General features: G+C 58.1%; 12 protein-coding genes. 6 read left to right on the top strand and 6 right to left on the bottom strand.

What is annotated here, in order from left to right; all coding sequences use genetic code 11:
* Positions 1–142 precede the first annotated feature (142 nt).
* The gene (locus tag RID42_16940) at positions 143–1,681 is read right to left on the bottom strand and encodes a long-chain fatty acid--CoA ligase (protein ID MEQ8249370.1); all 1,539 of its coding nucleotides are present in this window, start codon (positions 1,679–1,681) and stop codon (positions 143–145) included.
* 275 nt (positions 1,682–1,956) lie between these two features.
* Between RID42_16940 and RID42_16935 the strand changes: the two genes are divergently transcribed.
* Positions 1,957–2,565, top strand: a complete 609-nt coding sequence (locus tag RID42_16935) for an isochorismatase family cysteine hydrolase (protein MEQ8249369.1) — start codon at positions 1,957–1,959, stop codon at positions 2,563–2,565.
* A gap of 91 nt (positions 2,566–2,656) precedes the next feature.
* Here the strand turns inward: RID42_16935 and RID42_16930 are convergent, their stop codons facing one another.
* From RID42_16930 to RID42_16920, 3 genes are read right to left on the bottom strand one after another with little or no spacing between them, the layout of a single operon-like run.
* Positions 2,657–3,640, bottom strand: a complete 984-nt coding sequence (locus RID42_16930) for an ABC transporter ATP-binding protein (GenBank protein MEQ8249368.1) — start codon at positions 3,638–3,640, stop codon at positions 2,657–2,659.
* Positions 3,637–4,530: an ABC transporter permease gene (locus RID42_16925; protein ID MEQ8249367.1), complete on the bottom strand. Its 894-nt coding sequence runs from the start codon at positions 4,528–4,530 to the stop codon at positions 3,637–3,639. The genes RID42_16930 and RID42_16925 overlap by 4 nt, the downstream gene beginning before the upstream one ends.
* Positions 4,530–5,543: an ABC transporter permease gene (locus RID42_16920; GenBank protein ID MEQ8249366.1), complete on the bottom strand. Its 1,014-nt coding sequence runs from the start codon at positions 5,541–5,543 to the stop codon at positions 4,530–4,532. The genes RID42_16925 and RID42_16920 overlap by 1 nt, the downstream gene beginning before the upstream one ends.
* A 98-nt stretch (positions 5,544–5,641) precedes the next feature.
* On the opposite strand from RID42_16920, the gene RID42_16915 reads away from it, so the two are divergent.
* The 4 genes from RID42_16915 (at position 5,642) to RID42_16900 (ending at position 10,795) form a co-directional block, all read left to right on the top strand.
* The gene (locus RID42_16915) at positions 5,642–6,637 is read left to right on the top strand and encodes an ABC transporter ATP-binding protein (protein MEQ8249365.1); all 996 of its coding nucleotides are present in this window, start codon (positions 5,642–5,644) and stop codon (positions 6,635–6,637) included.
* Positions 6,638–6,889: 252 nt separating this feature from the next.
* Positions 6,890–8,479: an ABC transporter substrate-binding protein gene (locus tag RID42_16910; GenBank protein ID MEQ8249364.1), complete on the top strand. Its 1,590-nt coding sequence runs from the start codon at positions 6,890–6,892 to the stop codon at positions 8,477–8,479.
* 109 nt (positions 8,480–8,588) lie between these two features.
* A complete protein-coding gene (locus RID42_16905; GenBank protein ID MEQ8249363.1) occupies positions 8,589–9,584 on the top strand; it encodes a DMT family transporter in 996 nt (331 codons plus the stop codon).
* A gap of 74 nt (positions 9,585–9,658) precedes the next feature.
* Entirely contained in the window at positions 9,659–10,795 is a 1,137-nt protein-coding gene (locus RID42_16900; protein MEQ8249362.1) for an aromatic ring-hydroxylating dioxygenase subunit alpha, read from the top strand.
* Between the two features lie 26 nt (positions 10,796–10,821).
* Here RID42_16900 and RID42_16895 read toward each other — a convergent pair whose 3' ends face one another.
* Positions 10,822–11,928, bottom strand: a complete 1,107-nt coding sequence (locus RID42_16895) for a class I SAM-dependent methyltransferase (GenBank protein ID MEQ8249361.1) — start codon at positions 11,926–11,928, stop codon at positions 10,822–10,824.
* Between the two features lie 101 nt (positions 11,929–12,029).
* Between RID42_16895 and RID42_16890 the strand changes: the two genes are divergently transcribed.
* Positions 12,030–12,803: an SDR family oxidoreductase gene (locus RID42_16890; protein ID MEQ8249360.1), complete on the top strand. Its 774-nt coding sequence runs from the start codon at positions 12,030–12,032 to the stop codon at positions 12,801–12,803.
* Here the strand turns inward: RID42_16890 and RID42_16885 are convergent.
* Complete coding sequence (locus RID42_16885) at positions 12,800–13,426, bottom strand: TetR/AcrR family transcriptional regulator (GenBank protein MEQ8249359.1); 627 nt, start codon at positions 13,424–13,426, stop codon at positions 12,800–12,802. The two genes, RID42_16890 and RID42_16885, sit on opposite strands and share 4 nt — an antisense overlap.
* Positions 13,427–13,571: the final 145 nt, after the last annotated feature.

Genomic DNA, 13,571 nt, shown 5'->3' with positions numbered 1-13,571 from the left:
CACCGGCCTTCGCCGCAATGGCGCTCACCGGCTCTATCGACATCTTCCCTTGCCTCTTCGGCCGACCACGCCTTTCCGCTCGGCACGATCAAGACCTTCCCCGCCTTTCTTTGGAGTCGGCGGACCTCAACGGGACCACCAACTAGGTCGTTGTCGGTTTCCCGAAACGCGTTCGCAGGTCTGGTTTGACGACCTTCCCGCCACCGCTGCGCGGCAACTCGTTAGTAAAGACGACCGATGTGGGCACCTTGAACTTGGCCAAGTGTGTCCTGCAGTGGGCGATTATTGCGGTCTCGTCGAGATCAGCACCAGATTTGAGGACGACGACCGCGCGGCCGGTTTCCCCCCAGCGCTCGTCGGGAACGCCGATCACCGCTGCCTCGGCGATGCCGTCCAGCTGATAGAGGACGTTCTCGATTTCAGCCGGGTAAACATTCTCAGCGCCGGAGATGTACATGTCTTTCCAGCGATCAGCGAGGTAGTAGTGTCCGCTGGCGTCGCGTCGCCCTGCATCACCGGTCTTGAGCCAGTCACCTTCAAAAGCTTCTTTAGTTTTTTCAGGATTGTGCCAATAGCCCGGTGAAACGTTGGGCCCGCGAGCCCATATTTCACCTACTTCTCCCGTCGCTACGTCCGTACCGTCAGTACCGACCAGACGCATTTCTGTATAGAGCAGGCTGGTGCCGACGGATCCCGGATAGGCACCGACAGAATCGATATCCACTGCCGTCAAAACCGGGCCCCCTTCCGTCAGTCCGTAAAGGGTCTGCAGAGACAAGTTCTTTTCCCGTCGGTAGCGGTCGACGAGGGTTGTCGGCACAGCTTCGCCACCAATCGTGGCGCATACCAGGCGCGAATAATCTGCCGCCGCAAATGATGGATGCTGACTCATCAAGAGGAACATTGTCGGTGCGCTGTTGATATGCGTGATCCCGAGCGTGGGCTCGCTGAGCAACGCATTGACCTGACCGGCGTCGAACTGACGCATCACGTAGACCGTCGCCCCGGTATGAAGCGCCGGGATCGAGTAGGCGCTGAGACCGCCCGTGTGGAACAATGGGTTGAAGGTGAGCGTGATCGAATCGCAGGTCAAGCGGCTGAACATGTTCAGGCTGATCATGTTGTAGAAGACGGTGCCATGCGTGAGGATCGCTCCCTTCGAGCGACCGGTGGTTCCCGACGTATAGATCAACAACCAGGGGTCGTCGTTGGTCAGGGTTGGCCAGATCTGGGTCGAATCCAGGTCGGCGCGGTGTAATCCCTTTTCATAACCAGATTCGAGCGAACCGTCGCCAGTCAGCGTGACGATCAAAGACGGATCGATGATCTGACGCGCGGCATCGATGAATTCGGTACCAGAGAACAGGATCGCGGGCGCCGAATCGTTCACGACGTGCTGCAATTCTGACGTTGCCAAACGCCAGTTCATCGGCACCATGATGGCGCCGATTCTCTTGCTGGCGAAAAGCAGTTCAATCATGTCCGTGGAGTTCCGAGCCAAGACACCGACACGGCTACCTTTGCGAATTCCCCGATCGCTCAGGAACCGGGCGGCACGTTCGACACGTAAGTTCATCTCGGCATAGGTGAAGCGGCGGTCGCTGGCTAGGTCCCCCAGAGCGATGTGAGTCGGTCGGCGCCGGGCGTTAAAGGCGATCCAATCGAAGACGGTTTGACTCATAACTCGGCCTCTCTGGCATAAAGAACTGGCTCGAATTCGTCGCATATATTAGTTGAAACAGTTAACAGTCCGCCCTGGGAATCAGCGGCAGACAATCCGAGGTATTGCAGCTGTATTTGCGTCTGGTTTTGGGGCTGCTCGTCAAGGACACCCTATCCGCGCGCCCTTCCCGGAGGACAGTCTTTTGTCGACTATTTGTCTGAGCGCGGACAGGGTAAGAGCAGAGGGAAATTTCGTCGCGAAGGTGCGGAAACAAGGTCGAGGGCGCTAGAGAAATGAAACTTCACGTAAAGGACACGGCACTGGTCGTGGTCGACATGCAAAATGCTTTCCTCGACGAGAAGGGATCGATGGTCGCGCGTGGCTTCGACACCACTCCATTACTGCCATCGGTCGATCCTTGCGCAGAATTGATTGGTCTCGCCCGCGCCGCCGGCGTCCAGGTTGTTTATACCCGTTTCGTTTACAGACCGGATTACAAGGATGCAGGTGTCGCGGTGCGGCATTTCACGCCTAACACGATTACCACCAACAGTCTTAAGGCTGGGACGTGGGATGTGGAGATTATCGAGCGCCTAGCCCCTCAGCTCGGCGACATCGTTATCGACAAGAACCGCCCGAGCGCCTTCATCAACACGCCGCTAGAGGGCATCTTGCGCAACCTCCGAATTAGGTCGCTGGTGATCTGCGGTATCACCACCAATATCTGTGTCGAGACCACTGCGCGCGATGCGTCGCAGCGCGACTACGAGACCTTTGTCGTGAGTGACGCGACGGCAGAGTATGATTCCAACCGCTATGCCGTGGCGCTCCAGACGCTTGGTTTTTTGTTCGCCCGCATTGTCACGGTGGACGATGCGAGGAAAGCATGGGCAGCGGCCTAGGGGTGCCGCCTCAGGCATTCTAGAGAGACCGATGTTGCCCTTGCAGGCCTGATATTTGCGGAATGCAACCTACCGGCGGGCGGCGCAGCCCCTATGTCGAGGCATTCACGGCCTCAAGGTGGTGACAAGCTGCGGCGTGAGTTTCGGAAATAGCTACCGTTGGTGGGGCGCTTCCACAGGCATCGTCGGCAAACGGGCAGCGGTAGCGGAACAGACAGCCCTTGGGCAAATCGTAAAGGTCGGGTGCGCCGCCGACCTTCTTGTAACCGCGTTGTGCAATTCTGTCTGGGATGGAGTCGATGAGTTCGCGCGTGTAAGGGTGCATCGGGTTGTCGATGACGTCCTCTACGTTGCCGTGTTCGACGACGGCGCCTGAGAACATGACGGCGACGCGGCTGCTGTAGTTGGCGACGACGCCCAAGTCATGGGTGATGATGATGGTCGCCATGTTACGCGAGCGCATCAGGTCGAGAAGTAGATCGAGCACCTGCGCTTGAACCGTGACGTCGAGGCCGGTGGTCGGCTCGTCGGCAATGAGCAAATCCGGTTCGTTGACAAGGGCCATGGCCATGAGAACGCGCTGGGCCATCCCACCCGACATTTCGTGCGGCCAAGCTTTCATGCGGCCTTCGGGGTCGGGAATCTGGACCGCCTTGAGCATTTTTAGCGCATTTTGTCGCGCTTCCTCGCGGCCGATCCGGCGGTGGAGGAGCTGGACCCGAATGAGTTGCTCGCCAATGCGCGCCAAGGGGTCGAGCGAGGTGAGGGGCGACTGCACGATGATCGAAATGTCCCGTCCCCGAATCTCGTCGAGCTTCTCAGGCGGCAAACCAACAAGCTCGCGGTCCTTGAACCGAATAGAGCCCTGCGTGATCTGGGCGCTGGGCGGCAAGCCGCCCATGATCGACAGTGCCGTCAGCGACTTGCCCGCGCCGGTTTCACCGACCAGCCCGAGCACCTCGCCTTTTTCAAGCGAGAACGACACGCCGTTCAGCGCCTTGGCAACCCGCGTTTGGTTGTCGAGGTCTCTTTTGATGAAATGCGTGTGGAGATCCTTGAGCTCAAGCAAGCTCATCGGGTGTCCTGCGCCTTGGGGTCGAGCAGTTGCTGCGCACCGTCTCCCAGAAGATTGAGGCCCAACACAAGGCCCACCAGCGCGAGCCCTGGGAAGGTCGCAATCCACCATTCTCCCGAATTGATGAACTCCGCTCCCTGACGAATCATGACACCCCATTCCGGCGCTGGCGCCTGAATCCCGACCCCGATAAACGCGAGCGTTGTGCTGACGCGGATGGCCCAAGCCATCCGGATCGCCGATTGTGCCGTGGCGCCTGTGATCGAGTTGGGCAGGATGTGCCGCGTCAGAATACGCCACGTCGGATTGCCGACGACGACGGCGGATTCGACAAGCTCGCTAGATCGTATCGCGAGAACCTCGGCTCGGACGATGCGCGCAAATATGGGCGCTTCGAGAAAACCGATCACCATGATCACGATAATCAACGATTGGCCGGTCGCCGCGACTACGGCAAGTGCCAGAACGATCGTCGGGAATGCGCGAAAGACGTCGAAAGAGCGCAGGAGAATATCGTCGACGATCCCGCCCATGTAGCCAGCCACCAAACCGGCCGGAACGCCGATTGCCAGCATCAATAGTAAGGCCGGAATTGCGATGCCAAACCCGTAGCGGCTGCCGTAGATGACGCGGGAAAAAACATCCATCCCGTTGCCGTCTGTGCCAAACAGGAACTGCGCGCTTGGCGCTTGAAGAACGTGGTCGGCAAAGCTCTGTGTCGGCGGGTAGGGCGCGATTAGCGGCGCAAAGATGGCGAGGACGGCAAAGAAGAGGACAATTATTGCCCCAACCGTCGTCGCCGGACTGTGATACGAAATGCCGAATATTCGCGCGCGTGCGCGCTGTAGATAGGTACGGCGAATTTCCGGCGTTGCGGTGATTGTTGTCATCAGCGGGTCACCGCGCGCGGTTCGGCGATCAGGACGATGAGGTCGACAATGATATAGACGGTGCTGGCGAAAAGCGCGAGGACCAACACGTACCCTTGAACGGCGGCAAAGTCTCCGAACAGAATGGCGTTAAGGCCCCACTGCCCGAGGCCACCCCACGAGAAAACAAGCTCGACCAGTGCGACCGCTGCGAGCAGCGTTGCAAGTTCGGAGCCGATATAGGTCACAATCGGCACCGTCGCGTTCCGAAGCGTCATACGCCATACCTTGTTACGACCGTAGCCGTAGAGGCGAGCGAGACGGATGTAGTCACTCGAAAGGACTTCAAGGCAAATCGCGCGCGTCTGTTTCATGATCGGTGCGGCGACAATGGTGGTAAAGACCGATACGGGTAGCACCAAGTGCGAGAGAGCCGAACCAACAGCATCGAAATCGCCAATCAGAAGCGCATCGATGAGGTAGCTCCCGGTCACGAAGGGAGGCGGAAAAACCGCTAGGTCGAGCCGTCCCATTGGCGCCGGCGCCCAACCCAGAGCCAGGAAGAAAATGGCGAGCGCCATGAGCGCCATCCAGTAGGTCGGCACAGAATAGCTGACAAGCGAAACCGCGCGGCTGATTTGGTCGAAGGCCCCGCGAGGTCGTAGCGCCGCACGCACACCGATAGGTACACCCAATAATGTCCCGAGAACTATCGAAACGAGCAGTAGTTCGAGGGAGGCGGCGACGCGAATCAGAATCTCGTCGAGTACCGGCTGACCGGACTGCCAGGAAACGCCGAGGTCGCCCTGCAGCACATTGGTGACATAAATCGCGAACTGCTCGAATAGCGGTTTGTCGAGGCCGAGTTCGGCAGTGATCAGCTTTACCTGCGCTTCGTCCGCCATCGGCCCTGCGAGCAGACCGACAGCATCCTGTCCGCCGAGGCGCACAATTAGGAAGGTGATGAGAACGATCCCAACCACGAGGGGGATGACGAAGGCCAGACGGCGAGCCAGGTACTCAATGATCAGCACACGTATTTCCCGATGATCTCGCAGACTCGACTAATGTCGTAGGGCGCGCCATGTTAGTCGCGCTATCCTGGCCGCGAAAGTGAGTTGAGGCGAAAAAATTGGAGCAGCCCAGTCCGATCCTGCAGGTTAGGGATCTGCGCAAGTACTTCAAACGGGGCAGAACGACCGTCTACGCGGTGGACGGTGTTTCCTTCGACCTTCGTCCGGGCGAGACCGTCGGTCTTGTCGGCGAGAGTGGGTCCGGGAAGTCGACCATTGGGCGCCTTGTCGTTCGATTGCTCAGCCCAACAGGTGGGTCGATTGCCTTCAAAGGGTCCGAAATCGGCACACTCAGTCGGCGGGAGTGCCGCCCGCTAAGGCGGGATCTGCAGTTCGTATTCCAAAATCCGTGGGGCGCACTAAACCCACGCATGCGCGTCGGTGCATTGATCGCCGAGCCGCTCATTTTGAGCGGTATGAAGGGTGTCCGAGAAGAGGCTGCGCGGCTCGCCGATCGCGTCCAGCTCAATGCGGCGGCGCTCGGTCGCTTCCCCCACGAGCTCTCGGGCGGTCAGTTGCAGCGGGTCTGTATCGCCAGGGCTATTGCGACCGAGCCCAAAGTCATCATTCTCGACGAGCCCACGAGCTCGCTCGATTTGTCCGTCCGGGCCGAAATCCTCAATTTGCTAGGCACGCTTCAAGACGAGACCGGTGCAGCCTTTGTCTTTATCTCACACGATCTCGACACCGTCCGTCTGATTAGCGACAGAATCATCGTGCTTTACCTTGGCGGGATCGTCGAACAGGGAAGCGTGGACGATGTATTCGGTTCGCCGGCCCATCCCTATACCCAGTCGCTGCTTTCCGCGCATCTTCCGGTCGATAGGAACGAGCGGCGCGCGCGCATATTCCTGCCCGGCGAGGTTCCATCGCCGCTCAAGAGGGTCACTGGGTGCTCCTTTGCGAGTCGGTGCCCGGTGGCGCTGCCGGAATGTGCTACGACGCCGCCGCCGATGGTCCCCGTCGCCGGAAAAACGCATTTGGCGAGTTGCCTGCGAATTTCGGATGGATCGAACGCGATCGGCGAGAGTGCGGCACCGCGAGTCTCGCACTAGCTCGACTTGGCGCTTCGATGGGACGCCTCTCTGCTAGGGGTATACGGAAGTCAACCGGGCTTATGTGCGGTCCTTCTCGTCTTGGGACATCGTTGATCGCACGATTTGTTGACATTGATCGTTCGATCAACATCAAATAGTGCGCTGTGGTTAGCTATTTGTCGCGGATGTGCCGGGCAGAGAGCGACCTCGACCCGATAAACGGCGCGATGTTCGCGCCAAACAAAACTGAATGCGGCAGGGAGGCCCAGGATGATCAGAGGAAGAATGTTGCGCCGGCTACTTCGCGGGGGCATTGCGCTGTCCGTCGCGACCGTGGCGACAATGGCGTATCAACCGGTGCGCGCAGCCGAAACGCTCGTCATAGCGGCGGTCACGACCCCCAAGGGTTTTGACGGCGATGTCTTCGTGCCGGGCATGGTGGAAAACAACATCAATGTATACGAAGGCCTGACCGACTACGGCCTCAAGCAGGGTCCGGACGGGCGGATGGAGGTCGATGCCTCCAATTTGCTTCCGCATCTCGCGGAGAGTTGGACGATCACCGACGGTGGCAAGACCGTTACCGTCAAGCTTCGTAGCGCGAAGAGCTTCTTCGGTAACGAGTTAAGCGCCGACGACGTGGTCTTCGGTCATGAGAAATCCCTGACCCAGAAGCGAACCGGCGTCTTCATCCGCAACGTTTCCTCGATCGAAAGCGTCGAGAAGGTTTCGGACAAGGAAGTTCGGTATCGCCTGAAAGGACCGAACGCCATCCTGTTTGGGGGCATGCAGATCTACGTTCCAGCGATCTATGACTCGAAAACGGTCAAGGAGAACGCGACCGCGGACGATCCGTTCGGCATCAAGTGGATTGCCAACAACACCGCGGGCTACGGTGCCTATCACGTTGAGTCCGTCCGCCCGGGCGAAGGAGCGGTTTTGGTCCGCAACCCGAACTATTTCGGCGATCGCCCGTACTTCGATCGAGTGATCTATCGCGACGTTCCTTCCGCCGCGAACCGGGCCGCGCTCGTAAAGAGTGGGGCGGCTCAATGGGCCGAGCAGGTGCCGATCCAGGCCATCCCCGATCTGATCAAGGATCCGAACGTTAAGGTGGAGCGCGTCATCGGCACCGGTTCTGCTGCATTGTCGATGAATGCGGCCTTTAAGCCCTTCGACGACATTCGTGTCCGTCGCGCCATGAAATTGGCGGCCAACTATGAGGCGATCAACAAGACGGTATTTCTTGGTCTTGGTACGCCCTCGCTGTCGTTCCTGGCAACCCAAATGCCGGGGTATATTGAGACGACGCCGCACGTCACCGATTATGACGAGGCAAAGAAACTCTTGGCCGAGGCGGGTTATCCCAATGGCGTCGAAGTGACGCTTGAGTACACCGATCTATATTGGTGGGAAGAAGGGATGGCCATCCAGATTCAAGAATCGATGAAGAACGCCGGTATCACCGTGACGCCCAAGCGTATTCCGAGTACTGAACTTCGCAAGCGTGCGGGACCGGGCCAGCGGACCCTCGCATTTCACACCAGCCAGACAACGCCGTTTGTGCTGGATCCTGGATACCAGCTCTTCCTGACCGCACACACGGGCGGGTCCAGCAATGTCTCGGGTTATATCAATCCGGCAATGGACAAATTGATTGAGGACATCACCGCAGAACTGGATCTCGACAAACGGGTGCAATTGACTCAAGAGGCTCAGCGGATTCTGGCTGACGATGTCTTGCAGATCGACACCTTCTACCCGGGCGTTTACGCCGTCATGGCGCCTTGCATCACCGGGTGGGTCTGGAAGCCGATCCCGTACCTCTACTACCGCACCCTCAAGTGCGAGAAGAGTTAGCGTTTCAGTAAATGCCTAGCAGCGACGATGGGGGAGGCAGTGCCTCCCCCATTTTTTTGTGCGCCGGCGGTTCCTTTGCCGGTTTGGCGCGCTCCACCGGCGGCCAACGATGCCTGACGTCCACCGGGTCGTTTATGTGCTTGAGCGACAACCCCGCGGCACCGATCTTGGTGTGCCGCGCAAAAAACGACCGGTAGCAATGCAAACGCCGGTGCCAATGAAGGAGGGGCGGCCGCTGCTGGCAGCGGCCTGGATGGCCGGGACTCTGGTGTCCTTTTCCTTGCTTGCGGTCGCAACGCGGGAACTTACGGTTCACGCCAAGCTGGATCTGTTTCAGATGATCTTCCTTCGATCGTTAATAGCGTTGGCATTTTTGCTGCCCGTTATCGCGGTCGCCAAGGGGCCGTCCTTCGCGACGCGGCACCCGTTTCTGCATTTCTTTCGGAACACGTTCAGCTTTATTGGTAGCTACGCATGGTATTTCGGGATTGCGAATCTCCCGCTGGCCAATGTTTTCGCTCTCGAATTCACGGCACCGGTTTGGGTCGCGCTTCTCGCAATGCTTTTTCTTGGCGAAAGGATGACCGCCACACGTGCCCTCGCCATATTTTTTGGGGTGGTTGGCACATTGGTGATTCTGCGGCCGGGGCTAGCGGGTTTCGAGTGGGAGTCGCTTGTGGTGCTAGGCGCCGCCCTTAGTTTTTCCTGTTCGATGGTCGCAACCAAGGGACTCACACGCAGCGACAGCGTCTTGCAGGTCGTTGTGTGGATGTCGTTGGTTCAAGGGCTGTTGGCCGTTGGGCCTGCCATGGCGTCATGGCAGCCCGTTGGAGCCGCTGCTTGGGCATGGATCGTCCTCATGGGTGCCGCGTCGTTGTCCGCTCACCTGTGCCTGACGCGGGCATTGTCGTTGGCGGATGCAACGGTCGTGGTCCCGATGGATTTTCTTCGCGTTCCCCTTATCGCAATTGTCGGCTTCCTTACCTACGGCGAACACATCGACATCTGGGTTCTGGTCGGGACGTTGGTTATTTTCCTAGGGAGCTACAATAGTGTCCGGAGGGAACAAGGAGCTACGCGCTCACCTGTGGGGATTAAGCCATAGCGGCAACGGAGGACAACCGGCGGTTAACGAGGTTATCCTTGATCATCATTGCAGGTCCTGTCCGGGGGGAAATAATGGTGGATGCAGTTTCGGAAATTGCGGCCAAAGTGCTGGAAGTCGCGGGCAAGGATATCGCTCACGCAGAGCACCTGCCCGGCGCGGTATACACGTCCAAAGCAGTATTGAACCGAGAAGTGGACCGCATCTTTCATGCCGATTGGCTCTGCGTAGGGCGCGAGGAAGAAGTCGCGAGATCGGGCGACTACCTGGCAATCAAGGTTGTGGGCGAGCCAGTCCTGGTTACGCGGGACGAGGACGGCAACCTGAATGCCTTCTCCAATCTTTGCCGTCACCGAGGTGTACAACTCGCTTCCGACGGATGCGGCAACGCGCGCCGACTGACCTGTCCCTATCACGGCTGGGCCTATGACCTAAGGGGGGCGCTTGTCGGTGCGCCGCTGATGGAGAAAACGGCGGGGTTCGACAAGGCATCTGTTCATTTGAATCGGCTACGAATAGGAACCTGGGCCGGCTGGGTGTTCGTCAGCTTCAACCCCGCGCCCTTGCCGCTCGAAGAATTCGTGGCGCCGCTGGAAAGCGACGTTGGCTTTTTGCAGCAGGGAAGGTGCCGCATGGCCTCAAAATCGGTGACGATCTGGGATTGCAACTGGAAGCTGGTCACCGAGAACCTTTGCGATCCCTATCATTTCCGCGCGCTACACGCGAAGTCGTTCGGTCCGCGTATTCCGGTCGAGACCTATAAGTTCGAGCTGCGCGCGCGCGGCGGTATCTCGGCGACTTACGATGCCGCGTCGCAGACGCCGGACGGCGGTACGCCGCTAGGCCCGATGCCGTGGCTGTCGAACTATCCGCCGGGATTGTCGGTGTTCGGCTTTATGGCGCCGAATATGACGGTGATTGGGCGGATTGACGAAATCCACGTCTACACCGTATGGCCGGAGGCCGTCGATCGGACGCGGGTCGAACTTTATCATTTGTTTGCCGAGGAGCACTTCGGTCAGCCAGACTTCATGAAGAAATCGCGGGTTTACTCGGACTATTTGGCAACGGTTGTCGACGAAGACGCCTCGGTTGCACCGCTATTGCAGCAGGCGGTCGCATCGAAGAATTTCATCCCGGGCCGGATGTCATGGTTGGAAGAGGCTGTTCACCATCAGATGCGCTACAACGTGGAACGTACCTTTTCCTGACGGCCTTCTTGCCATCTAGCGCAACGTTAGGTTCCCTTCTTGACGGCGCCGAACAGAGGGAAAGGCATACCTTCGACGAACTCGTGGATCACTTTGTCCTCTTCGAAGCCGGCTTCGATCATCAATGCGCGTCGGTCCAAATCGCCGAGCTTACCGATGAAGGGTTCGGCATTGTTCATCGTGTCCCAATCGGCCTCAGCGGCCTTGAACAGAGATATCTTGTTCCATTGAGGTAGATCCAGGTAGAGGAGTACGCCGCCTGGCGCCAACACGCGGTGTGCTTCACGGACCACGTTCCGGCAGGCCTTCGTCGACGTCTCATGCAGCAATGCAAACGAGTAGACAAAGTCGAAGTGGTTGTCGGGAAAGTTCATCTCTTCCGCATTTTGTTGGGAAAAGTGAACCCGCCGAGCCAATGATTCCGCGCGCGCATGCGCATAGCGCAACATCGGCGCGGCGACGTCAATGGCGTGAACTTCTGCCCTTGGAAAGTGCTCTGCAAGGCCCAGGGTTGAACCCCCGACCGCACATCCTTGGTCGAGAATCCGCTTTGGATCAAAACCCGGAAAGCGCGACAGAACATACCTGGAGATGTCGGCTCCAAACCCTTCGTTGTAGTCGCCTCGTCGCCCCATAACGCGCAGGTAAACACCGCGATCGTAAAGCGCGCCAGGGAAAACGTCATCCGGGCATAGTTCTGTATCGTAGTTGCCAGGCATGATGTGTATGTCCACCGCATTTAGGTAGCGAGGAACCTTAACCTTTGGGTTCAGTCGCAAGGTCCCATAGCGGTGCTTCTTTGCAAGCTTGTTCGACGTCTCAACCATTCGGGCGTGCTGGCGTTCGATGCTCTCTCCGACGCAATCCCAGAGGAGTTCCTGTTGGGTGACTTTTAACGCGCTTGCGGCTTGCCAATAGGGGTCTGCTTCAAGCGCGCGGCGGGCCTCATGTCGGTTCCTCGGTGCTTTGCCGTGAGAGCGGGCGTACGATGGTGCAGCACGTTTGTTGTAGACCTTTTCGCCGCCCTGGGTGGTCATCTCAATCACCTGTTTCCGAAAGGTGACGCTGAAGTCCTGTCGCGCAGCCTCATCATGATTCGGGAGGGGAAGAACAGAGTGAAATCCTTGCTGCATCTGCAAACTCCGTTGACCGCGGTTGGGGTGTGATCTATTGATCAAAAGATAAACTAAGCCCGACCAATCAACAAATGGCAACACGGGTTTCCATGCCGCCGATGACAAGCATTTTCGACGTTTCGAAGAAACACATCCACGTAACGGGTGCTTCCAGCGGGTTGGGCCAACATTTTTCAACTCTGCTTGCTGGACTTGGGGCACGAGTATCTTTCAGCGCTCGGCGGGTCGAACTGATCGATCAACTCGCGACAGATTTGCGTGCTGCCGGTGGCGAGGCCTTTTCCGTACCGTGCGACGTGACGTCACAGGACAGCATTCTCGATGCGCTGACCCGTTCCGAGGTCGAGTTCGGACCCGTGGATGCCCTTATCAACAATGCAGGGGCTTCAATTCCAGGACCGGTCCTCGATATGTCTCTCGACGATTGGTCTTCGGTGCTGAAGACTAATCTTGATTCGGTCTGGATCGCTTCCCAAGAAGCAGCGCGCCGGGCGGTTGAGCGAGACCGTGTGTGTTCTATTGTCAATATTGCTTCGATTGCCGGAATTCGTACCTACGCGAACGTGACGCCGTACGTTGCTTCGAAGGCCGGCGTTATCGGCATCACCAAGAACATGGCGATTGAACTGGCTCGCACGAAAGTCCGGATCAATGCGATTGCGCCAGGATTTTTCGACACCGAACTGGGCGGACGCTACCGAATCCAGGATCCGGATCGCCGGAAGGCGCTACTAGAACGTATCCCAATGGGCCGGGTCGGCAGGCACAATGAACTCAACGGGGTCGTTCTGTTGCTCGTTTCCGATGCATCAAGTTACATGACAGGGACAGTAACTGTCGTCGACGGTGGGCATTCTGAGGGATCGCTCTAAAGGCCCGCTCTTTTCCTCTTTTTGCTCGCTGCTTCGGCAATCGCCTTGCGCAGTTCAGGCTCGACGCCTCCCAGAAATACGTCGACCTCGGCCCGAATAAGTCGCTTTCGCCCCACACGGGGCGCCAATCCGTAGACGAACTCGCGGATGCCCAAGTACATGACGCTACCTTGCAGCCCCCAAACCAGTTCTTCTTCCATTTTGGTTACTGGTACTGAGGCGGGGCCGGGTAGTTCGAACGCCACACGCAACTCTTCGGCGATTTGTCGGAACAGTCGGCTGCTCGGTGAGCCCTCGAATTGTTGGCGTAATCCTTTTGTCGACAGCCACATAAAGATGAAGGCGCGCATGCGCTCATAGGAAAATAGCGACGCCGTATAGGACAGATAGAACGTCGTGAGTCGTTCGGCGATCGGTGTTTCGCGATTCACTAGGTGCCGGTCCCATTCCGGGTTCCATTGCTCCGATACGAGTTCCTCAAACAGACGCTCGATGAGTTTTTCCTTGGTAGGGAAATATCGGTAGAGCAGAGGCTGGGTGATTCCCAAACGTCGAGCGAGATCCCTTGTTGGCGCGCTGAATCCAAATTCGCCAAAATATTTGATCGCTTCTTGAACGATCATCGCCTCGCGCTCCTCCGGGGCAAGACGCTTACGTTGTCGTTTTACCGTCCTGGTTGAATTTGATTTCGCGGCCACATTCACTATCGACGATCAACGTCGCCGTCCTTCTCAACCGGCACCGCCACGGACCATAGAGCAAGCATAG

Source organism: Alphaproteobacteria bacterium (genome assembly GCA_040216735.1).
GTDB lineage: Bacteria > Pseudomonadota > Alphaproteobacteria > SHVP01 > SHVP01 > CALJDF01.
The sequence above is the reverse complement of the archived record's forward strand: the minus strand, read 5'-3'. Positions and strand labels throughout refer to the sequence as shown.

Excerpts from the sequence above, each read along its gene's own strand:
- RID42_16885 (MEQ8249359.1), bottom strand. The coding sequence starts at position 13,426 with ATGATCGTTCAAGAAGCGATCAAATATTTTGGCGAATTTGGATTCAGC.
- RID42_16925 (MEQ8249367.1), bottom strand. The coding sequence starts at position 4,530 with ATGACAACAATCACCGCAACGCCGGAAATTCGCCGTACCTATCTACAG.
- RID42_16890 (MEQ8249360.1), top strand. The coding sequence starts at position 12,030 with ATGACAAGCATTTTCGACGTTTCGAAGAAACACATCCACGTAACGGGT.
- RID42_16910 (MEQ8249364.1), top strand. The coding sequence starts at position 6,890 with ATGATCAGAGGAAGAATGTTGCGCCGGCTACTTCGCGGGGGCATTGCG.
- RID42_16895 (MEQ8249361.1), bottom strand. The coding sequence starts at position 11,928 with ATGCAGCAAGGATTTCACTCTGTTCTTCCCCTCCCGAATCATGATGAG.
- RID42_16900 (MEQ8249362.1), top strand. The coding sequence starts at position 9,659 with ATGGTGGATGCAGTTTCGGAAATTGCGGCCAAAGTGCTGGAAGTCGCG.
- RID42_16935 (MEQ8249369.1), top strand. The coding sequence starts at position 1,957 with ATGAAACTTCACGTAAAGGACACGGCACTGGTCGTGGTCGACATGCAA.
- RID42_16930 (MEQ8249368.1), bottom strand. The coding sequence starts at position 3,640 with ATGAGCTTGCTTGAGCTCAAGGATCTCCACACGCATTTCATCAAAAGA.
- RID42_16905 (MEQ8249363.1), top strand. The coding sequence starts at position 8,589 with ATGCCTGACGTCCACCGGGTCGTTTATGTGCTTGAGCGACAACCCCGC.
- RID42_16940 (MEQ8249370.1), bottom strand. The coding sequence starts at position 1,681 with ATGAGTCAAACCGTCTTCGATTGGATCGCCTTTAACGCCCGGCGCCGA.